Below are 23,628 nucleotides of genomic sequence, written 5' to 3'. Positions count from 1 at the left end.
GTGAGTGGCGGCTCAGTGGCTCGGAACTCAACCGCATCACGATTGGCACAAAGGCGTCTAACGTCCTCCCGCAATGGCTTTTCGATCAGGAAAATGCAAAAGACAAGACCAGTATAAGAAACAGGTTTTCCATCAAGATCGGAGAGAACTCGATTGCCCGCGCATTGCGTATTCTACCTCAACGAGAAAGATGTGTCGGTGCTTACCTGCGCGGGATTTGGTTCGTTTCCCGCCTATTCCGGGTCCGGCGTCTTAACCAATCGCCCTGCCGCGACCAATAACAGGAATAATGGTCCTCTTCCGCTGGGGCTGTACCATATTCTCGATCGACAATGTGGGGGGCGGCTGGGTGTCGTCAGGGACCATGTCGGTGATTTCTTCGCGGGCACCCATCGTCAGGACTGGTTCGCCCTCTACCGCGATGATGGCGTCATAGACGATCAGACATCAATAGACGGCATCAGGCGTGGGGCATTCCGGCTGCATCCAGTCGGCTTCTGGGGGATCAGCAAGGGATGCATCACGCTGCCCGATGCCCATGATTTCTATCGCCTGCGCGAGATCCTGCTCGCGCAGCCTCCTGCCTACCTGAATGAAATGCGGTCTTACGGGACGCTGGAAGTCAAATGAAAGCGCTCATCACCCTGCCAGTCGCCGTCGTTGTCTATCTTGCCCTGGGTAATGCGACCCATCACTATTTTGCCTGGTCGGGCCGAAGCTGGAAGGTTTTATCGCCCGTCTTTTATGTCAATGACGCTCTCGGTCTGGATCTGGGTCAGGCCAGCATCATCATGGCGACCATGATGCTCGTCAGCCTCATGCTGGCCTCTGGCATCGTGACGGGGCTAGGCGCGCTGATAGGCCGCCGCCGCGGCTAGATGACATCGGCAGCATGAGGAGGTGGGACGGACCTCGACGGATCGAGGCCGCAGATGTCTTGTCGAATCATGGTCCTTTGCTGCGCAGGAAAACCAGACAAGCCACGCGCAGCGCCGAGGCGAGCGGACGTTCCGGTGGGCGCGTCGCATCGATGCTGGCGATCAGAGAGGCGAGGGAATTCTCCGCACTCATCTCTTCCAGCACGGCCCAGAATTCAGGCTCGAGGGCGATGCTTGTGCGATGGCGTGACAAGGTGAAGCTGCGTTTGACGAGATCACTCATTCGATGCGGCTTCCTGCAATTCGGTTTGTGCCCATGCGGCAGCGTCAGCGACAATCGGGCTTTCGTCCTGTGTCAGATGCGTGACCAGAGGCAGATGCGCGCGATTGCCGGAATTGCCGAGTGCAATCAGCACATTGCGTACAAAGCGGTTGCGACCGATGCGCTTGATGGGCGAGCCGGAAAAGAAGCTGCGGAATCCGGCATCGTCCAGCCGGGCCAGATCATCCAGTCTGGGGGCCATCAGATCGGCACGGGGCTGGAGCTTCATGTGGCGCGAGGTGGCCGCAAACCGGTTCCACGGACAGGCATTGAGGCAGTCATCGCAGCCATAGATGCGATTACCCATGGCCTTGCGAAATTCGACCGGTATCGGCCCGTCATGCTCGATCGTGAGATAGGCAATGCAGCGCCGCGCATCGAGCGCATAGGGGCGCGGAAAGGCATCGGTAGGGCAGGCTGTCAGGCAGCGCGTGCAACTGCCGCATGACCCGGCGCGAGGCGGCGAGGGGGTGAGTTCAAGCGTGGTGTAGATTTCGCCCAGAAGCAGCCAGGAGCCATGAATGCGTGAGACGACATTGGTGTGCTTGCCCTGCCAACCAAGCTGGGCCTGTTCGGCCAGGGGCTTTTCCATGACCGGCGCGGTGTCGACAAACACCTTCACCTGCGTGCCGTCGCCGCCAACATCCTGACGCACCACGAATTGCGCCAGATGCTTGAGCATGCCTTTGAGCACGTCATGATAATCGCGATGGCGGGCATAGACCGAGATCGTGCCCGTATCGGGCTGGTCGAGCGTTTCGGCAGGATCGGCCTCAGGCGCGTAGGAAAGCCCGAGTGAAATCACGCTGCGGACTTCAGGCCAGAGCGCCTTGGGGTCGCCGCGCTGTTCGATGCGCTGCTCCATCCAGCTCATCGTGCCGTGCCGCCCGTCTTCCACGAACTGGCGCAGCCGCGTGCGGGCTTCTTCGGGCAGGGAGGCGTCGCAGAAGCCGATCGCATCGAAACCGAGATGCCGCGCATGGTCGGCAATGCGGTCTTCGATGCTCTTGCTCATGGGGAGAGAGGCGTCATGGGACAGGCGGCCAGTCCGGCTGGGGGAACTCGTCCTGTGTCCAGTCTCCGGCAGCCCAGTCGGCGCGCAGGGCGAGCGCTTTCTGCGGCAGGGTGCCGTCGACAATGGCAACCCGTATCTGGCGCATCAGGCGCTGGTAATAGGCAAGATTATGCCATGTCAGCAGCATCGGCCCCAGAATTTCATTGGCACGGAAGAGATGATGCAGATAGGCGCGGCTATGGCGTGAGCAGGCCAGACAATCGCAATCGGGGCTGATCGGACGGTTGTCTTCTGCATGCCGCGCATTGCGCATATTCAGCGTGCCGCGTTCGGTATAGGCGCGTGCCGTGCGGCCTGCGCGCGTGGGCATGACGCAATCGAACATGTCGACGCCACGCTCGACACCGCCCAGCAGGTCATCGGGCGTCCCCACCCCCATCAGATAGCGCGCATGGTCCTGCGGCAGGAGTGGTGTGGTGAAATCGAGCGTCGAGAACATCAGTTCCTGACCTTCGCCCACCGCCAGGCCGCCAATGGCATAGCCTTCAAAGCCGATATCGGTCAGGGCCTTCGCCGAGCGGGCACGCAGATCGCGTTCTGTGCCACCCTGCATAATGCCGAACTGGCCATAGCCGGGGCGCTGCACGAAGGCCTCGCGAGAGCGCGCTGCCCAGCGCATGGACAATTCCATGGAGGATTCGAGACGCTCCGGCGTGGCGGGCAGGGCGGGGCATTCATCGAAACACATGGTGATGGTGGCATCGAGCGCGTGCTGGATGTCGGTACTGCTTTCCGGTGTCAGGCGATGCTTCGAGCCATCGATATGCGAGTTGAACGTCACCCCGTCCTGATCGAGCTTGCGCAGCGCGCCAAGCGACATGACCTGAAACCCGCCTGAATCGGTCAGGATCGGGCCGGACCAGTCCATCATGCGATGCAACCCGCCCATCTTGCGCACGCGCTCGGCGCCGGGGCGCAGCATGAGGTGATAGGTATTGCCCAGAATGATACCCGCACCCGTCGAGCGCACGGCATCCATGGTCATGGCCTTGACCGTGCCCACCGTGCCCACCGGCATGAAGGTAGGGGTCGGGATCGTGCCATGGGCGGTATGCAGATGGCCTGCACGTGCCTGACCGCAACAGGCCTCGGCCTTCCACTGCATTTTCGTGGCAGATTCGGTCATGGGGCGCGATCCAGCAAGCAGGCATCTCCATAGGAATAAAAGCGAAAGCCCTCGGCAATCGCATGGCGATAGGCGTCGCGCATCGTCTCGGTTCCGGCCAGCGCACAGACGAGCATGAACAGGGTCGAGCGTGGCAGGTGGAAATTGGTCATCAGCCGATCGACCGCACGGAAACGATAGCCCGGCTTGATGAAAATCGAAGTCTCACCTTCCCAGGGGTGGACGATGCCGTGCTCGTCCGCGGCGCTTTCTAATAAACGTAGGCTTGTCGTACCCACGGCCACGATTTTCTTGCCACTAGCGCGGGTGTCGTTGATGCGCTGCGCTGTCTGGGCGTCGATGCGGCCCCATTCGGCATGCATCTTATGGCTGGCAATCTCATCACGGACGGGCAGGAAGGTGCCCGCTCCTACATGCAGGGTGAGGGTGTGACGCTTCACACCACGTGCGTCGAGCGCGGCCAGCAGGTCGGGGGTGAAATGCAGTCCCGCTGTCGGGGCGGCGACGGCGCCCTTATGGCGCTCGAAAATTGTGGCGTAGTCGCTGTCATCCTGCGCGGTCGGGCCGGTAGGGCGGTCGATATAGGGGGGCAGGGCCAGCACACCGGCCCGTTTGAGGAAGTCGTCGAAGGCCTTCCCTTCGGCCGAGAACCGCATGGAGATGGCCCCATCTCCTTCATTCTCCACCACCTCAGCCGTGACAGGATCGCTGCCGAAATGCAGCGTGTCGCCGGGCCTGAGCTTGCGGGCATTCTTCGCCAGCGCGTGCCAGCTGCCATCGCTCAGGATACGGTCGAGGGTGATGCCGATCTTTGCCTCGCCGCGTCGTGCCGCGAGCTGAGCGCGTATGACGGCTGTGTCATTGGCCACCAGCAGATCGCCCGGCTCCAGCAGAGAGGGGAGATCGCTGATACGCGCCTCGCTCAGGGGCTGGCTGGCAGCCACGCGCAGCAGGCGCGCTGAATCGCGCGGTCGGGCGGGTTCCAGGGCGATATTCTCGCGCGGAAGATCGAAATCAAAATCGGATATCTGCATGGGCGGCTCGGTTTAGGCCAGAACCGCCCGTCAATGCCAGTGCAAATCAGGCGGTGGGCGGCTCGGATATCTTCAGACGATACGGCTCTGATGAGGAGGCGATCCGCAGTGGAAACGGCGCGTGCCGCGCCCGTATCACGCCTGTCGGCTTTTTCAGGATAGGGCCGGCTGCCTGGTACGGCAGATCGTTTGCGCGATTTGCGGCTCTGGGGGCGCCTGGCCCGTATCGGGTCCGGTCACGCCGTGTCGCCCCGGGCAGAGCTTGAGGTGATCGATCAGCCAGCGTCCTGCCGGGCCGGGGGGCTCGGCAGTTGGGTAGACAACCGTCATGGGCATGGCCGAACCACCGGGCGTGAACCCATCCATCTGCAGTTCCACCAGACGACCCGCTTCGAGATCGGCGCTGATGCTGTGCACCGGCATGCCGCCCCAGCCAAGCCCGCCGAGGAGAAAATGATGCTTCGCATACAGGTCGGCCAGACGCCACGTAGCGGGCGAGAAGATACCGCGCTCGCGACCAGCGGAAAGATCGGTCCGATCGGTCAGGACCAGTTGCACATGGCGCGCCAGTTCTTCCTTGGGGATCGGGCCGTCATGGCGGGCGAGAGGATGCTCCGCCGATGCCACCATCATGAATCGGATGTCACCCAGCGCCTCCGAGGAAAGGGCATCGGGCAGATCGGGCAGGGGGCCTGCAATGCCGATCTGGGCGCGTGACTCGAGAATAGGCTGAAAGACCCCGCCCAGCGCCTCGACATAGAGACGCAGCGGCGTCTGGGGGAAAGTCTCGCGAAAGCCGCGCGCCACGCGGGTCATTCGGTCCATGGGAAAGAAGACATCCACTACCACGGAAAGCTCGGGCTCGATGCCCGACGCCATGCCATAGGCACGCGCCTTCATGTGATCGACGCCCATGACGATACCGCGCGCATCGGCGAGCAGGGTCTGGCCCGCCTTTGTCAGTTGTGGATAGCGCCCCATACGGTCGAACAGGGCCACGCCCATCTGGGATTCCAGTGTCGCGATCATTTCGCTGATCGCAGGCTGCGAGCGTCGAAAGCGCCTCGCCGCTGCCGAAAAGCTGCCATCATCGGCTGCCGCGATGAAGACACGGAGCTGATCGAGCGAAATCCGGTCCAGCATGATCCCCCCATCCATAGTCCAGAGCGATACTATCCATCGGAAGATATCGAGTGTCGAGATGGGTTAACGTATGGGACGGTATGCGGGAACAGCAGGTTGACGCCCCATCACGGGGTTTTCCTGCTTCCTCATCAGGCCCTGAAGCAGAGAGCGCCCATCATGAAGATCCTTCACATCGATTCCAGCATTCTCGGTGACAATTCTGCCAGTCGCGCCCTGACGGCCGAGACCATCGCCCATCTCAAGGCAGCCCATCCCGAAGCCGAGATCACCTATCATGACCTGGCCGCCCATCCGATCCCGGATCTTTCGGCCGGTCATGTGGCGGCGCGTTTCGGCGCGGAGGTGACCGATGAGGCAATCCAGGCCGATCTGGCGCGAGGCAACGCCCATGTGGAGGAACTGCTCGCCGCCGATATCGTGGTGATCGGCGCGCCGATGTACAATTTCACCGTTCCTGTCCAGCTCAAGAACTGGATCGACCGTATTGCGGTAGCGGGCAAGACCTTCCGCTATGGTGAGAACGGTCCCGAGGGGTTGGTGCCCGGGGGCAAGAAGGCGGTTCTGATCTCGACCCGCGGCGGCAATTATACGCCGGGTACTCCGGCGGCGCCGATGGACCATCAGGAGCCCTACATGACGGCTGTGTTCAGCTTCATCGGACTGCGCGACATAACCTGGATCCGCGCTGAAGGGCTGAGCCGCGGGGCAGAGGCCCGTGACGCGGCCATGAGCGCCGCCAAGGCCGATATTGCCGCGTTGACACTCTGATTCAATTCGAAACGAAGGAGCTCTTTTCCATGAACAAGACCATTCTCGTTAGCGCCGCCCTTTTCGCGGCTCTCGTCTCTGTCCCGCACGCGCACGCCCAAAAGGGCGGCACGCCTGACCCCAAGGCGGTTCAGGCTGGCAGTTACAGCATCGAGCCCTATCATACCCAGGTCGCGTTCACGCTCCTGCATATGGGCTTCACCAATTTCTCAGGCTTTTTCTCGCAGGCCTCAGGCACGTTGACCCTCGACCCGGCGCATATCGACGCGACGAAGCTGGATGTCACCCTGCCCATCGCCTCGGTCCAGACTACTGTGGGCAAGCTCGATGGCGAGCTGAAATCCGCTGACTGGTTCGACGCCGAGAAATTCCCCACGGCCCATTTCGTCTCCACACGCGTCACGCGCGCCGGAAGCAGCATGGCGACGATCACGGGCGATCTGACGCTTCATGGCGTGACCAAGCCCGTCACCTTCAAGGCGCGTCTGATCGGAAGCGGCGTCAACCCGCTCGACAAGAAGGAAACGGTTGGGTTCGAAGGCACCGCGGTGATTTCGCGCAGCGCGTTCGGCGTTTCGCGCTATGTGCCGTTGGTGGGTGATCAGGTGACACTGCATATCGCCGGCGCTTTCGAAAAAGCCTTCTGAACAGGGGCGATCGGAAGTGATGGGCGGTATGCGCGATCGATCTGGCATGAAGTCGCGTTATGACCTCGTGGCCATGGGCCTTCACTGGCTCATGGCCCTGGGGATACTGGCGCTGATCGCGATCGGGTTGGCCATGGTGCATGGCGGGTTACCCCCCGGTACGATGTTCCGGCTATTTCAGCTGCATAAATCGATCGGGATCACGATCCTGCTCGCGGCGCTGTGTCGTCTGGCGTGGCGCCTTGCACACCGCCCTCCCGTTTTTGTCGGAACGATGCCGCGCATGGAGCGTCATCTCGCGGCGCTCGCCCATGCCGTTTTGTATGCGGCCATGATCCTGCTGCCTCTGAGCGGATGGGCCGTGGTGTCGAGTTCCGTCTACGCCATTCCGACCGTCCTCTATGGCCTCATACCCTGGCCGGATTTGCCCTACCTGCCGCATCTGGCGAACAAGCAGCCGGTCGAGGACGCATTCTCCGCCCTGCACAGCTATGGCGCTTATGGTTTCATTGCCCTGATCACGCTCCATGTGCTCGCGGCGTTGCGGCATCAGCTCATCCTCAAGGATGGCGTGCTTGAGCGCATGCTGCCCCAGTTGGGAAAGAAAGATCGATGATCACGCTCAGGATGGCGCGTCGCGCCCAGCCAGTACTCGTTTTACACGCTCTGGCCTTGCCGGTTCTCGTGCTCCTCGCCTCCGCCCCCGTGCGGGCGCAGGACTGGGTGCTCGACAAGGCACAAAGTCATATCGGCTTCACTGGAACCCAGACCGGGACACGTTTCGCCGGGGAGTTCGGGCGATATGATGGCGAGATCGCGCTGGACCCCGCGCATCCCGAGAGCGGGCATATCGAGGTGACGATCGATCTTGCGAGCGCCCATACCGGGGACACGCAGCGTGACACGGCCCTTCCGGGCGCAGACTGGTTCGATGTGGCCCAGTTCCCGAAAGCGCGTTTCGTCTCAACTGCCATCCGCTCAGTGGGCGAGAAGCATTATGAGGCACTGGGAACGCTTTCGCTGCGTAATGTCACCAGGCCCGTCACCCTGCGCTTCACTCTCGAGGCGAAAGATGGCAATGCCCATGCGCAAGGTCAGGCAGATCTCGTCAGAACGGCATTCGGCGTCGGGCAGGGGCCCTGGGCCTCAGGGCAATGGGTGGCACTCGAGGTTGGCGTAACCTTCGACCTCGTGGCCCATGGCAAGAAGTGATCATCTCCAACTGACCTCGCCTCAAAAATTCCCTCCATAAGATCTCCGACTAGTTCCCTGGGCGACGTCTTTCGACAGGGCAAAACCGGGAGGGGGATGAACTGCGCCCTCAAATCGACTAGAAAGGGAGCAGATCATCACTGGAGAAATTCGATGTCTTACGCCGCCCTTGACGCTGCCCGCGTCGCAAAGGCCTCAAAATCCGCTCTGACTGCTCTAGGGCAGGTCAAGGAACAATCCGAAACCCATCAGCGCAAGACGATCATGATCGAGCGTATCGAGGCACTCGCCGGTGCGGCCGCCGAGACGAGTCTGCCGGGTGGTGGTCTGGTCACGCTGACATCGGAAGAATTCTGGCTGATCAGCAAGAACTGGTAACATCGCAGTGTTGCGCCATCCGGGTTGTCCCGGTGGCGCCTGCATCTCTCTGCGTGTCGTGAAAAGGAACTGGAAACATCCTTTCGAAAGGCCGCGGCGATCCGGGCAGCACGTTCAGCCCTGATAAGAGGCGATCTCGATAAGGTTCTGATCCGGGTCATGAATATAGACCGAAGTGATCGGCCCGAGCGCCCCGATACGGTTCACCGGTCCCTCGATGATGGCCACGCCGCATTTTTCCAGATGGCGTATGATATTTTCCGAATCGATTGCCGTGGTGAAGCACAGATCGCTCACCCCCGGAGCCGCTTTCCCGGCTGTGGTCCAGCCTTCTGAATCCAGCGGCCGCAGATTGATCTTCTGGCCGCCAAAAGAGAGCGAGACGCGATTGTTGCGGCCATATTCCTCGATTTCCATCCCCAGAACGCGCTGATACCAGTTGGCGGAAAGGGCGCGGTCACGAACCGTGAGAACGATATGGTCGAGGCGATCGACGGTAAAACGCATGAGGTCCGGACTTTCGCTGACAGGGGCCTCAGTGTTCAGTATCAGTGTTCCGCCCCGCCTGACTAGAGATCTCCGCTGTCTCACCCGGCAGGAAGCGCATGAGCGACGTGGCGATCATGGGGGCCACTGCGATCAGCACCATGAAGCGCGCAATCTGCATGGCCATGACAAAAGGCACATCGATCGGTGTCGAGGCGGCGATGATGGCGATTGAGTCCGCGCCACCGGGGCTGGTGGCCAGATAGGCGCTGAGCAGATCCACATGCGCGATCCGGGCCAGCGGCCAGGACAGGAGCGCACATCCTGCAATGAGCACACAGGTCGAGAGCGTGACAGCGGGCAGGGCGCGCCAGACGTGGCCAAGTACGTCGCGGGTGAAGCGTCGGCCGATCATCCAGCCGATGATCACATAGCTCGGGGCCAGCAGCCATTCGGGCAAGGTATAGCGGAGCCCCAGAAAGCTCTGGCACAGCACGCCCAGCGCCAGACTGACCAGAAGCGGCGCGGCACCCAGGCGCAGGAATGGGGTGACGACTGCCGTAAGCGCCACGATGATGAAACAGGGCCAGATTGGCAAATGTGGGTCGCTAGGGAAAAGTGGATGCGCCCCATGCGAGGACACCACGATATGCGAGACGATCGAGGTGGCGATCGTGACAAGAAAGACGCGCAGATAGACCATGAAAGCCACGAGGCGCTGATCGGCGCCATAGGACTCGCAGAGCAGGGTCATGGCGGTTGCGGCACCGGGGGACGAGCCCCAGAGCGCGACGCTGCCGGGCATGACGCGCAGCCGGGCGAGGACCCAGCCCAGCGAGAAGCTGATCAGAATGACCGAAAACACCCCTCCGAGGAAAATGGCCCAATGGCTGACTACCTCGTGCAGGACGCGAAGTGTCAGGGAATGGGCCATCAACTGGCCGATGATCGACTGGGCGAGGGGAGGCAGCCGCCTGTCGAGCGGTATGCTGCCTCCCGAGACCGCAACGATGATGGCCGCAATCATTGGGCCGATCAGGAGAGCGGCGGGAAGACCGGCGATCAGCAGCCCCCCGGCGAGCATGGCCGAGAACAGCATGAGAATGACGAGGATGCCTGTCGCGTTCTTCATGGGCTCTGTCTTTTCCACCTGCGCCGATCTCGCCTCAACTCAAGCCGAGAACCCGATATCCTGCGTGGTCGTCACGCGGCACAGCCGGGGGAATACATGGGTGATCGTCATCTCATGCATCTCCTTGTTCAGCGAGGAGCAGGCATCTTCAGGGACCACCACATCATAGCCAAGCTCCCAGGCGTGGCGCAGCGTCGATTCCACGCCAAAATTCGTGGCAATACCGGCCAGAACGATGGTCCTGATACCGCGGCGACGCAGTTGCAGGTCGAGATCCGTTCCCGTGAAGGCGCCCCATTGGCGCTTGAGGATCACGAGATCGCCCTCCTGCTGCAAGCCCGGCGCCAGATCGCTCCAATTGGCAGGCAGGGCAGTGGCGGTGGACAGGGGGGAATCGACATTATGGGGCGGGGCATCCGCGAAATCGGGCGCGAAGCCGACATGAACGAGCGCAACGCAGACTCCTGCGGCGCGAGCGGTTTCCGCAAGTTTCCTGCCCTTGGCGAGCACTTCCTGGCTTGAATGAGGCGTTACAGGCAGGGACAATATGCCGCTCTGGAGATCGATCAGGACGAGCGCCGTCGTTTTGGGATCGAGAGTGAGCATGGGAGAGCCTTTCATCGATGGAAACGTCACCGCCCAGTTATGCGAGGAAATCCTCGCATAAGTCAAATGCCATCGCCCCTAAGAGGCAGCGTGGCCGGGAGCGCGTGGCCCTGATCCTCGATGCAGCGTCCTCGCTTTTTGCCGAGAAAGGCGTCGAGGGCGCGACCATGACGGAAATCGCCGCGCGCTCGGGAACGGCCATAGGGTCGCTCTACCGTTTCTTCCCGACAAGGGAGAGTATTGCCATCACGCTGCTGGAGCGGTTCATCGAGGATCGTCTCGATCTGCTCGATCGCATGCATGAGGAACTCGGGCCTGGGGCTCTCGACGCCGCCGCCGAACTCCTGATGAACGCCTGGCTGGAAAAGCGTGAAGAGCGCGATGTGACGACCATGCTCATGGCAACACGCTCCGATGCCGGGCATTACACAGCGCAATGGCGTAGCCAGTTTCTGGAGCGCGTGGTGCGTATCCTCGAGCGCGTAACACCTGACAAAGCTGAAACGGCTCCGGCGCGAGGCGTCGTGGTGCTTCACGTCCTGAAGCTTGCCCCGCAACTTGTGACAGGCTCGCTGGGTGGGGAGATCGAGAAGGAGTTGCGTCAGGTAGTCCTGGGGCTGGTCAGGGGTGCCTGAGCTCGCGACCCGCATGGGCGCACAGACCGCAGACCGCAGCCGGGTTGATACTCGGCTGCGGAGAGGCTTCCAGGCCGCTTGGCCTTGATGGGCCTCTCTGCCCTTTGCTCGCGGTCATGGAACCTGACGCCGGGATGGGATGGAGTTCGGGGCGGGAAAAGGGGTGAGATCAGTGCGGACGCTTGCGGAAGGCGTCCAGGCTGACAACCTGACCATCCTCGCTGCCGGTCTGCGTCGACGCGCTCTCGTCCTCAGCCGTGGGCTCCGCCTCATCGATCTCGGCGGCCATCTCGCCCGGCTCGACCGTGAAGCGCAGAGCCATACGGATATGGGGATCAGCGAAGGCAGTGATCGCGGCGAAGGGAATGACAAGCACGCTGCCGATTCCCCCGAAAGAGAGACCGACCGACACCGTCATGGCCTCGCGATCGACCCTCAGATCCCAGAACTGATGCTGCAGCACGATCGTCATGTCATGCGGGTATTGCGCGCGCAGACGGTCGGGAATGATGATGCCAGGATAATCGGTCAGAAAGGTGAGATAGAAATGATGCTCGCCCGGGAGACCCTCTGTGCTGGCGTAATCGAGTGCGCGCAGCATGACTTCACGATAAGCGTCTTCCACCCATTCATCATAGGGCAGCAGGCTTTCTGGCAATTCGTGATCCATGCCGTCACCCTGATCATCGCTCATTCTAATCGATCCATTTTCGAGACACTGATCACTCAGGGATGCGACGATTCAGGGCCCATGGCAAGGGCTCGTGTCGGTAGACTATATCCCGAACCCTCGGCGTATGGGCGGGAAATGCCTGAACGCCTGCGGCCGCGTTCCAGAGGATGGGGGATGAATGAAGTGGGAGGGCTTCTGTTGCCCGGTGCCCTCCCGAACCGCGCTTATCGCTTATGCAGCGACAGCGAGCACCTTTGTGTTATCATTGGCACTTGTGATTTAGCCCGATAACGGCGGTACAATGCCGGGCAAAAGGCAAGTCTTTACCACGCACGTCGAGCCTGTTTCGTCCCCTGACTTTCCGTTGGGCAGGGCCCTCGGGAAGGAATGGTGGAGACGCCGGGCACTGCCCCCGGGTCCGTAACGATTATTCCACTTACCGTTTATCGCCATAGCCAAGGGCAAGCCCTCCGGCACCGATGCATATAGACGCGCACCGCTTTCACGGCAAGGGGCTGCCCGGCCTCGGAGCGGATTGAGCGCGCAAGGCGGTCCAAGTCCGGGCAATCGCAATGGACCATGATGGCGATCGGCCTTGCGGGCGCTTGGGTGGAGGATGGATGCGTGCGGACCGAATCATCCCGTGACATGAAGTGCTGGTGTTTTCCCAAGCCGTCCTGTGATAAGCGTCGGCCCATGCCGCTGACACCAGAACAACGCGCCGAGATCGACGCTTCCCGCCTCACGCCCTCTCAGACGAGCCGGCCGACCGTGCCTGCCCTGGAGGCGATTCTCTTCACCCCCATCGAACTGCTCGACCATGGCTTCGTCCGTGTCGTCGATTACATGGGCGATGACGGGGCCATCGTGCAGGCTGCACGTGTTTCCTACGGGCGCGGCACCAAGAAGGTCTCCGAGGATACGGGGCTGATACGCTATCTGATGCGGCATCGCCATTCGACCCCGTTCGAGATGTGCGAGATCAAGTTCCATGTGAAGCTGCCCGTTTTTGTGGCGCGTCAGTGGATCCGTCATCGCATGGCAAATGTGAACGAATACTCGGCACGCTATTCGATTCTGGATCGCGAATTCTATCTGCCCGATCCCGAGCAGGTGTCGGCACAGAGCGTGTCGAACCGCCAGGGCCGCGCCGAGGCCCTTTCTCCCGAAAAGGCGGCTGAGGTGCTCGACCTGCTGCGTCAGGATGCGGCGCGCTGCTATGACAACTACGAGACGATGCTCGACCCTGAGGGGTATGGTCTGGCGCGCGAACTGGCGCGCATGAATCTGACGCTCAACACCTACACGCAGTGGTACTGGAAGATCGATCTTCACAACCTGCTGCATTTCCTGAGCCTGCGCGCCGACAGCCACGCCCAGTATGAAATCCGCGTCTATGCCGAGGCCATGCTCGATGTGCTGCGCGCCTGGGTGCCCATCACGGCTTCCGCTTTCGAGGAGTATCGTCTGGGGGCCTTCACCTTTTCATCAGGCATGCTGGCCGTCCTGCGTCGCCAGTTGGCCGGTGAGGCGGTGACACAGCCGGAATCGGGGCTCAGCAAGCGCGAATGGGAAGAGATGCAGGCCGTCCTGCAAAAGGCGTGATGCGGTGACCGATCTTCGCCGCATGATGGAGGAGGGGGTCCCCGACCCCGAGCCTCCGAGAAAGCTGCCCTCGATCCTGCCTTGGGCCGCTCTTGCAGGTGTTCTTGTCGTGATCTCGCTGGGCATACGCTTGTTCTGGCCGGTGACGGCGCCCGCCCCCCTGCCAGAATGTGGCGCGACTCCCGGGACACAGAGTGCCTGTGTCCGTAGCGAGTCGGCGCCAAGCGGCGCTCAGGGAACACGCGGCGCGCACTAGACGCCTTTGAAGGGCCCCGCCTCATCCTTGCCGGGACATGGTCCGCGTCGCGCAGATATCGGGTCTCTCAGGGCGCAAGGCCCATCCAGCGCGGGTGACGATGCTCGATCCAAGCCAGAAGTCTTCCGCTCAAACGGCGAAGGAAGGGGATATCCTCCGCAAGGAGGAAGAAGCCCAAGGGAAGCATCCAGAGCCCTAATATCGGTAGGAAAGCCAGACACCCCCCGATCATGAACAGGACGCCTGCCGGAATCCTCACCCACCAGCGTGAGGGCGTAAGGAGCCAGCGCGTCAATCGCTGAAGCTTTTCGGGCAGGCGTGCAAGCAAGAGGGTAAGTCGGCGTTGCCTCTCCTCCTCCGCCGAGATCGGGGCAGGGAGGAGGCCCGGTCTGGTTGACATCATGATGCGATAAGCCCCCGAAAATCTGTCGGAAAAGTGACGGCTACGGCGCCCCCAGAGACAGAAACCGCGACAGGGCTCGCCGGTTTTGCCTGCAACCCGGAATTCAATAACCGGTTCACCTGGAAAAGGTCACTCTGCTCATGATGTATCCGACGCTCGACAGCCTTTATGAAGCCATCAAGACCGGATCGGTCGGCCTCTCGTTTTCCCTGCCGACCTATGGTGGAGCCGAGCCGGTCAATGCACCTGAAATCTGGTCCTGGGACGTTGATCGCTATATGGTCGGGACCTGCGCAGCCGATTTGTCCCTGATCCCGCGCGATGAATGGGCCGGGGACGTCAAGCTCGAAGGCTGACAGGTCGTATCGTCCCTGACTGGACCGGAATGGCCTGGCTGGGTCATTCGGGTGTCAGGAACTGGGGCGAGAGTGTCTGTCAGAAAGCTGATTTCGTCGATTGCCCCTGCGGCCTTGTTGCTGGGGGGCTGTACGCCCACGCCCCCTGCGCATCCGGACGATATCTGTTCCATCTTTCACGAGAAACGGGGCTGGTATCATGCGGCGCTTCGGCAGGAGAAGAAGTGGAACGTCCCGTTCTCCGTGCCCATGGCGATCATGTATCAGGAATCGGGGTTCCACAGTAATCTGCACACCAAGCGCACCTATATTCTATGGTTCATTCCATGGGGATATATCACGACCGCCTATGGGTATCCTCAAGCCAAGGATGAGATCTGGCAGGATTACCAGCGAGCGACCGATACGAGCGCCAGTCGTGAAGATTTCGCGGATTCGCTCGACTTCATCAACTGGTATGTCACCAGCACGAAGAGACAGGCCCATGTGCCCGTGACAGACGGGATGAGGCAGTATCTGGCTTATCATGAGGGCTGGGGCGGATATCGCAAACGCTCCTACGCCAGCAAGGGCTGGCTCATAACGGTCGCACGCAAGGTGGGAGCGCGGTCGAATGTCTATGCCGCGCAATATGCGAGTTGCGAAAATGACCTGAAGGACAAGGGCTTCTGGAGCTGGCTGTTCTGATCAACGAGAGAGCGCTGTGAGCGCAGGGCGACCTGCGCGCTAACGCGCCATCTGCCTGATCGGACTTCAAGGCGTGTGCCCAACACCGCCTTGTGAGAACCTTACAGCATTGGTCATGTTGCTCAGCCTGCGCTCGGTGGCAGGCAACCCTCGGGGATATTATCTGCCAGAAAAGCCGCGAAGTCCCTGAATGCGGGACCACGAGGGTCCGAACTGCGCCAGACCAGGCCGATCTGCCGACTGGCAGGGGCCATGGGGCGTGTGACCACGAGTTCGTCCCACTCAGCGCGGTTCCTCAGAGCCAGCTGAGGTATGAGGGAATAGCCTTCTCCCGCGCCGATCATGTGCCATAGCATTTCCAGGCTGGTCGCCAGACGCTGCTGATCCCGTGCCGGCATCATGCCACACACGGCAAGTGCCTGATCGCGCAGGCAATGCCCGTCTTCCAGCAACAGCAATCCATTTTCATCGTGATCGGCGGCCAGATCCTGCATCGTCAGTGCGTCCCGCGTGGCGAGCGGATGGTTGCGCGGAAAAACGGCCAGGAAAGGTTCCTCGAAGAGCGGAAAGGTTTCGAAGCTCTCGCCCGGAACGGGGAGGGCTGCGAAAACGAGATCCAGCTCGTTCTGGCGCAAGCGTGACAGCATGCTCTGGGTCAGGCTTTCCGTCAGCTGCAGTTTCAGTTCGGGATAGGCGCGGCGCAGCAATGGCAGGAGGCTCGGTACGTAGTAAGGGCCGAGGGTTGCGATCACTCCGATACGTAGCAGCCCCTCCAGGGGGCCCGTGCGTGCGCGTGCGGCCTCTATCATGGCGCGTGCTGAGGCCAGAACCTCCCGGCCCATGGCAATCAGGCGAATACCATCCGGAGTCGGCGCGACATGGCGGCGCGAGCGCTCGAAAAGGGTGACATCGAGTAGTAACTCGAGCTTGCGAACCTGTTCTGATAATCCCGCCTGGCTCACGCCACATCGCTCGGCGGCCCGCGAGAAATTGCGCAGATCATCGACCGCCACCACATATTCGATATCGCGAAGGGAGAGGCCGGAAAGAGGAATATAGGTCATGGACATAGATAGGACCAATCCGTGATGCCGGTAAAAACGGTTCTGCCTATATCTACCATTGACAGAAACGATTTCCGAGGCGTTCGTGTTCGTGGGACAACGAGCCCGTCATCAAACAGCGATGTGAACCAGGGAGCATATGACATGCCACGCATCAATTCGACCGTGAAGCCTTTCGAGACCGATGCCTACCACGATGGCAAGTTCATCAAGGTGTCGGAAGCGGATGTGAAGGGAAAGTGGTCCGTCTTCTTCTTCTATCCTGCTGACTTCACTTTCGTCTGCCCGACCGAACTTGAAGATCTGGCCGAGAATTACGCTACCTTCAAGCAGCTTGGCGTCGAGATCTACTCGGTCTCCACCGACAAGCACTTCACTCACAAGGCTTGGCACGACACGTCGCCAGCTATTGGCAAGATCCAGTATGTCATGCTGGCCGATCCGACGGGCACGATCAGCCGCAACTTCGACGTCATGATCGAGGAAGCAGGCATGGCCGATCGCGGCACGTTCCTGATCGATCCCGAAGGCAAGATTCAGTACATCGAGGTTACTTCGGGTGGCGTTGGCCGCTCCGCTGCCGAACTGATCGAAAAGATCCGCGCAGCGCAGTATGTTGCCTCGCATCCGGGTGAAGTCTGCCCCGCGAAGTGGAAAGAGGGTGAAGCCACCCTGTCCCCGTCGCTCGACCTGATCGGCAAGATCTGAGGTCGTCTGGCCCGGCCTCCGCGCCGGGCCAACCCCGCCGGATTGCTTCGGCGCAGTTTATCGGAAAGAGCAGGATCAGCCTGATGTTGCAGGACCCCATCAAGTCACAGCTTTCGACCTATCTCGCCAATCTGGCCCATCCGGTCGTACTTGAAGCGTCCCTCGACGGGAGCGCGAAAGCGCGGGAGATGGGTGAACTCCTCCAGGAAGTTGCTGCCCTCTCCGATAAAGTGACCTATTCGGCAGACGGTGTGAGCGAGCGTCGTCCCTCCTTCCTGATCCGGCGCGGCGATAGCCGTCATGGCGTGAATTTCGCCGCCATTCCTATGGGGCATGAATTCACCTCTTTCGTGCTGGCGTTGCTTCAGGCAGGCGGTCATCCGCCCAAGATCGACCCGGAGATTGCCACGCAGATCAAGGGGCTCGGGGGTGAATTCCGGTTCGAGATCTTCGTCTCCCTGTCCTGCCAGAACTGTCCGGATGTGGTCCAGGCTCTGAACGCCATGAGCGTGATCAATTCTGCGATCAATGTGACGACGATCGACGGCGCGTTGTTCCAGGAGGAAGTGGCCTCCAAGAACATCATGACCGTGCCCCAGATCTATCTGAACGGCATGGCCTTCGGCTCCGGGCGCATGGATGTGAACCAGATCCTCGCCAAGCTGGATGACGATGCACCGCGCCGTGCAGCCGAGCGCCTGAAGGACATGCCGGCCTTCGATGTGCTGATCATCGGCAGCGGCCCTGCCGGTGCCTCCGCCGCCATCTATGCAGCGCGCAAGGGATTGCGCACGGGACTCGTGGCCGATCGTTTCGGCGGTCAGGTCATGGATACGGCGGGGATCGAGAACTTCATTTCGATCAAGGAAACCGAGGGCCCCAAACTCTCGGCCCAGCTCGAGGCCCATGTGCGCAGCTACGACGTGGAGATCATCTCGGGGCAGCGCGCCAAGGAGCTGTTTCCGGCATCCCGTGTGGGTGGGCTGCATGGGATTGCGCTTGAAAGCGGGGCGATCCTGCATAGCCGCACAGTTATTCTGACGACCGGTGCCCATTGGCGTCAGCTCGGTGTGCCGGGTGAGGAAGAGTATCGCACCAAGGGTGTCGCCTATTGTCCGCATTGTGACGGCCCGTTCTACAAGGGCAAGCGCGTTGCTGTGGCCGGTGGGGGCAATAGCGGTGTCGAGGCAGCTATCGATCTCGCTGGTATCGTTGGTCATGTCACGCTGTTGCAGCGCAGTTCGAAGCTGAAGGCTGACAAGGTATTGCAGGACAAGCTGCGCAGCCTGCCCAATGTGACGGTACTGACCGAAGCGCTGACGAGCCGGATTGAAGGCGATGGCACCAAGGTGAATGGTCTGACCTATCGCGGGGGCGATGGCAAGGATCACAGGATCGACCTTGAAGGTGTGTTCGTCCAGATCGGTCTGCTGCCTAACACGGAATGGCTGCGAAACACGCTCGCGCTGAACGATTTCGGCGAGATCAAGGTCGATGATCATGGCGCGACCTCCGTGCCGGGCGTCTTTGCCGCCGGTGATGCCACGACGACGCCCTATAAGCAGATCGTCATTGCTGTCGGTGAGGGAGCGAAGAGCGCGCTTTCTGCCTTCGACTATCTCATCCGTTTGCCGGCAGAATAAGGCACCATATGATCGTCTCGTCTGGCAGGGGCAGGAGGGGGAACCCTTCTGCCCCTGTCGCGCTTTTTCCTCCCCATGCGAGGGGATCGGGAAGGGAGCGCGATGGACAATCAGACGATGAGCAGTGCCGAGCAGGAGGCACGCGATCACGCCCGATCTGCCCGGTTGACCTATGTGGATCGTTCCCGCCCGGGCATCACACGGCATAGGGCCGGTCGTGGTTTCTTCTATCGCACGCCGGACGGCGAGCGGATCACCACTCCCGAGAGCCTGAGTCGTATCAAGGGTCTGGCCATCCCGCCTGCCTATCAGGATGTTTGGATCTGCCCCAACCCGAAAGGGCACCTGCAGGCCGTCGGCAAAGATAGTCGCGGCAGGCTGCAATATCGTTACCATCCACGTTGGCGTCTTGTGCGTGATGAAGACAAATTCGCCCGCATGCTCGTCTTTGGCGACAAGCTGCCTCTCATAAGGCAGCGTGTGGATGAGGATCTGCGCCACCCGCATCTCAATCGAACCCGTGTTCTCGCCGCTGTGGTCAGGCTGATGGAGCGCACCATGGCGCGTATTGGCAACGAAACCTACGCAAAGGAAAACCGCAGTTTCGGCCTGACGACGCTGCGCCATCGTCATGCGACCGTCGAGGGCGGCAGGCTTGCCCTCGATTTCAGGGGCAAGCACGGTATCGAGGCGCATCTGGACGTGCGTGATCCCAAGCTGGTGCGCGTGATTTCCCGGCTTCAGGACCTGCCGGGTCAAAAGCTCTTCCAGTACGTCGATGATGAGGGAGAGCGCCACGAGATCCACTCTCATGACGTGAATGCCTATCTGCAGGAGATCAGCGGCGAGGAAATCACGGCGAAGGATTTCCGCACCTGGGCCGCCACGCATTTGGCAGCGCTGACTCTGGCCAGCCTCGAGGAGGGCGATAGTCGGGCCCGCGCAAAGAAAAATATCCTGCGGACCATCGAGCAGGTGGCAGCGCGATTGGGCAACACGCCCAGCGTCTGTCGCAAATGTTACATTCACCCCCAGATCCTGACGGGTTATCTCGATGGAAGCTTGCGCAAGGCCTTCGCCCGACAGGCCGAAGACCTGCTGGAGCAGGAAACCGGGTGCACCTCGCTGAGTGCCGATGAGGCCATGATGGTAGGATATCTCACCCGCCTTCTGGAAAAACCGGCCAAACCGCCGGGCAAGCGCAGGAAACCCTGACACGTTCCTGGCTTTAGTTTTCCCTGAAAATTCCGGAGCGGCGTCAAAGCCGGATAGGGTGCTGCGCCTCCCCCAGGGGCGACGGCCGCCGCTCCGGGTCGATGACAGAGGAGAGGGTCATGGAATATCGCGTTCTTGGAACGTCAGCACTGCGCGTTTCCGCTCTGGGGCTGGGCTGCATGGGCATGAGCCAGTCCTATGGGGAAGCTGATGAGCGTGAGAGCCTCGCAACGCTCGACCGCGCTATCGAGCGGGGAATTACCCTGTTCGACACCGCCGAGGTCTATGGCCCCTTCCGCAACGAGGAACTCCTGGGGCGCGCCCTGTCATCCCGTCGAGGGAGGCTGACACTGGCCACCAAATTCGGCTTCCGAATAGAGAACGGGAAATCCGTTGGAGTGGACAGTCGCCCGTCCCATATCCGGGAGGTGGTCGAAGCCTCCCTTCGGCGTCTGCAGACCGATCGCATCGACCTGCTCTATCAGCATCGCGTGGACCCCGCCATTCCCATGGCTGAGGTCGCTGGGACTGTGGCCAAGTTGGTCGAGGAGGGCAAGGTCTTGCATTTTGGCCTCTCTGAGGCCGGAGTGGGGGCCATACGTGAGGCGCATGCCGTCTATCCCGTGACCGCCTTGCAGAGTGAGTACTCGCTCTGGGAACGCAATGTGGAAGCCGAAATCCTGCCGCTTCTACGCGAACTCGGCATCGGCTTCGTACCATTCAGCCCGCTTGGGCGCGGGTTTCTGACGGGCACGGCCAAACCCGCAGAGGACTATCCGGTGACCGATTTCCGCCACACAGATCCACGTTTCCAGGGGGCGAGCTTTACAGCCAACCAGAAAGCCGCTGAAGTCGTAGGGGTTATTGCCACCCGCCATGAAGCCACGCCTGCCCAGATCGCACTGGCGTGGTTGCTTGCAAAGGGGCCGGACATCGTGCCGATACCCGGTACGAAGCGGCAGACTTACCTTGATGACAATCTCGGTGCCCTGACGGTCAGGCTCGGGCAGGAGGATCTTGCGGCACTCGACTCTGCGTTGAGCGCTGACCGGGTCACGGGTCAGCGCTACAATGAGAGCAACATGAAGCTCGTCAACCGGTAGGGCGGTTCCGTTGCCGGAAATACTGCGTGCGGATGCCCTGATTGGGCATCTGGCTGTTTTTGCAGGAGCGGAAGGGGGGCCTCAACTGATCGAGAAGTCAGATGCCTTGAGGTCTGTGACACCAAGGAAAGTCACTTTCATGTCATTATCGAGCATGATGGAGGTGTTACCTCCGGATACCGTCGCCGTACCGAGCAAGGCGTTGATCTCCTTCTGGGCGTTGCCAGGCTGATAGTTATACATGAAGAACGTATTGCCCGCGGCCGCCGAGAAATCGGTGATGGTCACATCACCCGCTGTATGACCGGACAGCACGCCAAATGTGTTTGCCGCGCCGCTGCCACCGGTGACGGTCACGTTGGTCGCCCCTCTATTATCGCCGAAAGATGTTCCGAATACGAAATGATCACCTCCCTGGCCCCCGATGAGGGTCTGGTTGCCAGCACCGCTCCAGGCTTCGAGGCGTCCGGTCGATGAGGAGGCGTCGACGAGTTCATTCGTGCTCGAGGCGCTCTGATTGCCCGTCCACAATGCCGTTCCGGTGACATCGAGTGACAATGACAGATGATCCGCGCCCCATAGCGTGGCCTGACTGGCCTGGACCTGGGTGCTCCCCGTCCCGGCGATGAAGGAGAGCGCGCCCGTGACACTCAGTGTCTGCCCACTCCCTTGATCGACGCGCAGATCGCCCAGAGCCGAGACCGTATCATTGCTTGCACCGGTCAAGGTTCCCTTGGCACCAGTGAAGAAGACAATCGAGCCCGATCCTCCGACGACGCTGCTATTGTCGCCCAGTGTGATGGTGCTGGCCACACTCCCCTGATCGGCGACATAGGCGTTTTCCTTGAGCGTGACAAAGGAGTTCCCGCCCAGCAATGTGACTGAATCCTGGCCACCGCTGATCCCGCGGATGGTATCGCTTCCCTCAGAGACAACCCTGTTCACACCGCGCTGCAGCATGATCAGGTTTTCACCCGTGCCGGCATCGATGTCATTTGTGCCGTTCGTCGCCAGGATGGTGTCATTGCCCGCAGCGGTTACGATCGTCCAGTTTGCTGACTGGCTTGCACCGTTGAAATAGTTATCGCCACTGACACCCAGAAAACTTCCATTCGAACTTCCGGCGTTGAACGTGATTCCATCGGTATTTCCGCCGAGGATCGTCACGATACCCGTGGAGGTGAGTCCAGCGCCCTCGATCGTGACGCGTCCATCTGCTGTCTCGCCCGCGCGATAGGCTGTGCTGTCGGCCCAGTTGCCCACCCCGATGAATGTGTAATCGCCATGCGGAGCATAATCGCCGGTCGACGCGATCATGCCCTGCAGAGTGACACTGTCGGTGCCAGTCACCGAGCTGTCTCCCTGGGCAAGACGCACAGAGGCGAGTTTGTTCTTTTGAAACGCATCGGCCATCTGCTGCGCGTAGAGCTCAGCCAAGCCCTGTGCACGTCCACCGTCAACGGTGACGTGAATCGCGGTACCAGACGTTCCGACAATCGTGACAATACTCATCCTGTTCCACCCATATGAGGAAAGCCCGGGGGAGCCATGAATGTTATGCCGTTAAACAGACTGTAACCGGAACGCGAGTTACGTTAATTTAAGTGGAATCTCGCAAATCGCGACGGCTCGACCATCAACAATCATTATTATTGCGTTTTTTGTTAACGCTTACCGCATTGTAGCGTCGTAGGTCGCGTACACCGCAAGATTACATTGCCGCGCAGCGCATGCCGTAAATCTTTTTTTCAGGGGAAAGGTGAGCACCCGCATCTGAAGGCACGACAAGGGCCGCTCGGGCGATGTGGGGACTATCCTGATAAGACGCCGCTGTACGACGCATGAAAAAACCCCGTTCTCATAAAGAGAACGGGGTTTTTTCATGCTGCTTCCGCTAGAGCGGGAGCTTAGCGGGCGCCCGTATGGTCGCCGTCACGCATCTGCCCCGTCGGCTCCTGGGTGTGCGCCTCGAGGAACCAGAGATGCTTGTCGAGTGCGCGCGATGCTTCGGTGAACAGGTCTGCCGTATCGGCGTCACCTGCCTCATCGGTTACGTCAATGGATTCGCGCACGTTATTGGCGACCGTGGCATAACGGTCGATAAGGGCCGAGATATGATCGGCAATCTTGTAGACATCGGTCGGATAGGGAGTGCAGGCCGAGTTCTTGGACACGTCCTGAACCGTCCCGTAGGCGGTCCCTCCCAGCTGCACGGCGCGCTCGGCAACCTTGTCGACCAGATCGTCGACGCTGTCGCGGAAGCCATCGAGCATTTCGTGCACACCGATGAACTGCGGCCCCTTCAGATTCCAGTGGGCCTGCTTGGTGATCAACGCGAGATCGATCAGGTCGGCCAGGCGTGCATTGAGTGTCTCGATCGAGACCGTCTTGGCGTTCGACTTGAGAGCATTCTGGGTCGTATGCATCGCGTGTTTGGTGGTCATTGTTATACCCTTGCGTTTTAGCTGTC

General features: G+C 60.8%; 28 protein-coding genes and 1 other RNA gene. 16 read left to right on the top strand and 13 right to left on the bottom strand.

The window, feature by feature from the left end:
- The first annotated feature begins 192 nt into the window (after window positions 1-192).
- Both C0V97_RS03220 and C0V97_RS03215 read left to right on the top strand, forming a co-directional pair.
- Window positions 193-630 carry a DUF2778 domain-containing protein gene (locus C0V97_RS03220; RefSeq protein ID WP_199751587.1) on the top strand — a complete coding sequence of 146 codons (438 nt, stop codon included), beginning with the start codon at window positions 193-195 and terminating at the stop codon, window positions 628-630.
- The gene (locus C0V97_RS03215) at window positions 627-878 is read left to right on the top strand and encodes a hypothetical protein (RefSeq protein ID WP_127100598.1); all 252 of its coding nucleotides are present in this window, start codon (window positions 627-629) and stop codon (window positions 876-878) included. Before C0V97_RS03220 ends, C0V97_RS03215 begins: the two co-directional genes overlap by 4 nt.
- Window positions 879-945: 67 nt before the next feature.
- Here C0V97_RS03215 and C0V97_RS03210 read toward each other — a convergent pair whose 3' ends face one another.
- The 5 genes from C0V97_RS03210 to C0V97_RS03190 form a co-directional block, all read right to left on the bottom strand.
- Complete coding sequence (locus C0V97_RS03210; protein ID WP_127100596.1) at window positions 946-1,161, bottom strand: ribbon-helix-helix domain-containing protein; 216 nt, start codon at window positions 1,159-1,161, stop codon at window positions 946-948.
- Window positions 1,154-2,215, bottom strand: coding sequence for a tRNA epoxyqueuosine(34) reductase QueG (queG, locus tag C0V97_RS03205; RefSeq protein ID WP_127100594.1), 1,062 nt, complete (start codon window positions 2,213-2,215; stop codon window positions 1,154-1,156). Before queG ends, C0V97_RS03210 begins: the two co-directional genes overlap by 8 nt.
- Window positions 2,216-2,228: 13 nt before the next feature.
- On the bottom strand, window positions 2,229-3,401 hold the full coding sequence (gene tgt, locus C0V97_RS03200; RefSeq protein WP_127100592.1) for a tRNA guanosine(34) transglycosylase Tgt: 1,173 nt from the start codon (window positions 3,399-3,401) through the stop codon (window positions 2,229-2,231).
- Complete coding sequence (gene queA, locus C0V97_RS03195; protein ID WP_127100590.1) at window positions 3,398-4,435, bottom strand: tRNA preQ1(34) S-adenosylmethionine ribosyltransferase-isomerase QueA; 1,038 nt, start codon at window positions 4,433-4,435, stop codon at window positions 3,398-3,400. Before queA ends, tgt begins: the two co-directional genes overlap by 4 nt.
- Window positions 4,436-4,588: 153 nt before the next feature.
- A complete protein-coding gene (locus C0V97_RS03190) occupies window positions 4,589-5,578 on the bottom strand; it encodes a LysR family transcriptional regulator (RefSeq protein ID WP_127100588.1) in 990 nt (329 codons plus the stop codon).
- A 159-nt stretch (window positions 5,579-5,737) separates the two neighbouring features.
- Between C0V97_RS03190 and C0V97_RS03185 the strand changes: the two genes are divergently transcribed.
- From C0V97_RS03185 to C0V97_RS03165, 5 genes are all read left to right on the top strand, one after another.
- The gene (locus tag C0V97_RS03185; RefSeq protein WP_127100586.1) at window positions 5,738-6,349 is read left to right on the top strand and encodes an FMN-dependent NADH-azoreductase; all 612 of its coding nucleotides are present in this window, start codon (window positions 5,738-5,740) and stop codon (window positions 6,347-6,349) included.
- Window positions 6,350-6,378: 29 nt separating this feature from the next.
- Entirely contained in the window at window positions 6,379-6,996 is a 618-nt protein-coding gene (locus C0V97_RS03180) for a YceI family protein (protein WP_127100584.1), read from the top strand.
- 28 nt (window positions 6,997-7,024) lie between these two features.
- Entirely contained in the window at window positions 7,025-7,612 is a 588-nt protein-coding gene (locus C0V97_RS03175) for a cytochrome b (protein ID WP_233581934.1), read from the top strand.
- Window positions 7,609-8,208, top strand: coding sequence for a YceI family protein (locus tag C0V97_RS03170; RefSeq protein ID WP_233581933.1), 600 nt, complete (start codon window positions 7,609-7,611; stop codon window positions 8,206-8,208). The genes C0V97_RS03175 and C0V97_RS03170 overlap by 4 nt, the downstream gene beginning before the upstream one ends.
- A gap of 153 nt (window positions 8,209-8,361) precedes the next feature.
- A complete protein-coding gene (locus C0V97_RS03165) occupies window positions 8,362-8,586 on the top strand; it encodes a hypothetical protein (protein ID WP_127100580.1) in 225 nt (74 codons plus the stop codon).
- A 114-nt stretch (window positions 8,587-8,700) separates the two neighbouring features.
- Here C0V97_RS03165 and C0V97_RS03160 read toward each other — a convergent pair whose 3' ends face one another.
- The 3 genes from C0V97_RS03160 to C0V97_RS03150 are packed head-to-tail and all read right to left on the bottom strand — an operon-like array spanning window position 8,701 to window position 10,810.
- Window positions 8,701-9,093: a VOC family protein gene (locus tag C0V97_RS03160; RefSeq protein WP_127100577.1), complete on the bottom strand. Its 393-nt coding sequence runs from the start codon at window positions 9,091-9,093 to the stop codon at window positions 8,701-8,703.
- Between the two features lie 28 nt (window positions 9,094-9,121).
- Window positions 9,122-10,204 carry an AbrB family transcriptional regulator gene (locus C0V97_RS03155; RefSeq protein ID WP_127100575.1) on the bottom strand — a complete coding sequence of 361 codons (1,083 nt, stop codon included), beginning with the start codon at window positions 10,202-10,204 and terminating at the stop codon, window positions 9,122-9,124.
- Window positions 10,205-10,243: 39 nt separating this feature from the next.
- Window positions 10,244-10,810: a hydrolase gene (locus tag C0V97_RS03150; RefSeq protein ID WP_127100573.1), complete on the bottom strand. Its 567-nt coding sequence runs from the start codon at window positions 10,808-10,810 to the stop codon at window positions 10,244-10,246.
- Window positions 10,811-10,914: 104 nt separating this feature from the next.
- On the opposite strand from C0V97_RS03150, the gene C0V97_RS03145 reads away from it, so the two are divergent.
- Entirely contained in the window at window positions 10,915-11,445 is a 531-nt protein-coding gene (locus C0V97_RS03145) for a TetR/AcrR family transcriptional regulator (RefSeq protein ID WP_233581932.1), read from the top strand.
- 169 nt (window positions 11,446-11,614) lie between these two features.
- Here C0V97_RS03145 and C0V97_RS03140 read toward each other — a convergent pair whose 3' ends face one another.
- Entirely contained in the window at window positions 11,615-12,139 is a 525-nt protein-coding gene (locus C0V97_RS03140; protein WP_127100568.1) for an SspB family protein, read from the bottom strand.
- Window positions 12,140-12,300: 161 nt separating this feature from the next.
- Window positions 12,301-12,633: a transfer-messenger RNA gene (gene ssrA, locus C0V97_RS03135) on the bottom strand.
- Window positions 12,634-12,814: 181 nt separating this feature from the next.
- Here ssrA and thyX point away from each other — a divergent pair.
- The 4 genes from thyX to C0V97_RS03110 all read left to right on the top strand — a co-directional run bounded on the left by thyX (window position 12,815) and on the right by C0V97_RS03110 (window position 15,425).
- Complete coding sequence (gene thyX / locus C0V97_RS03130) at window positions 12,815-13,723, top strand: FAD-dependent thymidylate synthase (RefSeq protein WP_127100566.1); 909 nt, start codon at window positions 12,815-12,817, stop codon at window positions 13,721-13,723.
- Between the two features lie 4 nt (window positions 13,724-13,727).
- Window positions 13,728-13,979 (top strand): hypothetical protein, encoded by a 252-nt coding sequence (locus C0V97_RS03125; protein ID WP_127100564.1) that lies wholly within the window; start codon window positions 13,728-13,730, stop codon window positions 13,977-13,979.
- 543 nt (window positions 13,980-14,522) lie between these two features.
- On the top strand, window positions 14,523-14,738 hold the full coding sequence (locus C0V97_RS03115; protein WP_127100562.1) for a hypothetical protein: 216 nt from the start codon (window positions 14,523-14,525) through the stop codon (window positions 14,736-14,738).
- 72 nt (window positions 14,739-14,810) lie between these two features.
- Entirely contained in the window at window positions 14,811-15,425 is a 615-nt protein-coding gene (locus tag C0V97_RS03110; protein ID WP_199751584.1) for a hypothetical protein, read from the top strand.
- A 122-nt stretch (window positions 15,426-15,547) separates the two neighbouring features.
- On the opposite strand, the gene C0V97_RS03105 is transcribed toward C0V97_RS03110, so the two are convergent.
- Window positions 15,548-16,489: a hydrogen peroxide-inducible genes activator gene (locus tag C0V97_RS03105; RefSeq protein WP_127100755.1), complete on the bottom strand. Its 942-nt coding sequence runs from the start codon at window positions 16,487-16,489 to the stop codon at window positions 15,548-15,550.
- A gap of 144 nt (window positions 16,490-16,633) precedes the next feature.
- Here C0V97_RS03105 and ahpC point away from each other — a divergent pair, with 144 nt between their 5' ends.
- The 4 genes from ahpC (at window position 16,634) to C0V97_RS03085 (ending at window position 21,158) form a co-directional block, all read left to right on the top strand.
- A complete protein-coding gene (gene ahpC, locus C0V97_RS03100) occupies window positions 16,634-17,197 on the top strand; it encodes an alkyl hydroperoxide reductase subunit C (RefSeq protein ID WP_127100560.1) in 564 nt (187 codons plus the stop codon).
- An 83-nt stretch (window positions 17,198-17,280) separates the two neighbouring features.
- The gene (ahpF, locus tag C0V97_RS03095) at window positions 17,281-18,840 is read left to right on the top strand and encodes an alkyl hydroperoxide reductase subunit F (protein WP_127100558.1); all 1,560 of its coding nucleotides are present in this window, start codon (window positions 17,281-17,283) and stop codon (window positions 18,838-18,840) included.
- 102 nt (window positions 18,841-18,942) lie between these two features.
- Window positions 18,943-20,055, top strand: a complete 1,113-nt coding sequence (locus tag C0V97_RS03090) for a DNA topoisomerase IB (RefSeq protein ID WP_127100556.1) — start codon at window positions 18,943-18,945, stop codon at window positions 20,053-20,055.
- A gap of 119 nt (window positions 20,056-20,174) precedes the next feature.
- Window positions 20,175-21,158 (top strand): aldo/keto reductase, encoded by a 984-nt coding sequence (locus C0V97_RS03085; RefSeq protein WP_127100554.1) that lies wholly within the window; start codon window positions 20,175-20,177, stop codon window positions 21,156-21,158.
- 81 nt (window positions 21,159-21,239) lie between these two features.
- Here C0V97_RS03085 and C0V97_RS03080 read toward each other — a convergent pair whose 3' ends face one another.
- Both C0V97_RS03080 and dps read right to left on the bottom strand, forming a co-directional pair.
- Window positions 21,240-22,670 (bottom strand): calcium-binding protein, encoded by a 1,431-nt coding sequence (locus C0V97_RS03080; protein ID WP_127100552.1) that lies wholly within the window; start codon window positions 22,668-22,670, stop codon window positions 21,240-21,242.
- Between the two features lie 395 nt (window positions 22,671-23,065).
- Complete coding sequence (gene dps, locus C0V97_RS03075; protein WP_127100550.1) at window positions 23,066-23,602, bottom strand: DNA starvation/stationary phase protection protein Dps; 537 nt, start codon at window positions 23,600-23,602, stop codon at window positions 23,066-23,068.
- Window positions 23,603-23,628: the final 26 nt, after the last annotated feature.

The organism is Asaia sp. W19 (assembly GCF_003994335.1).
GTDB lineage: Bacteria > Pseudomonadota > Alphaproteobacteria > Acetobacterales > Acetobacteraceae > Asaia.
This window is presented reverse-complemented; position numbering and strand designations above follow the sequence as displayed.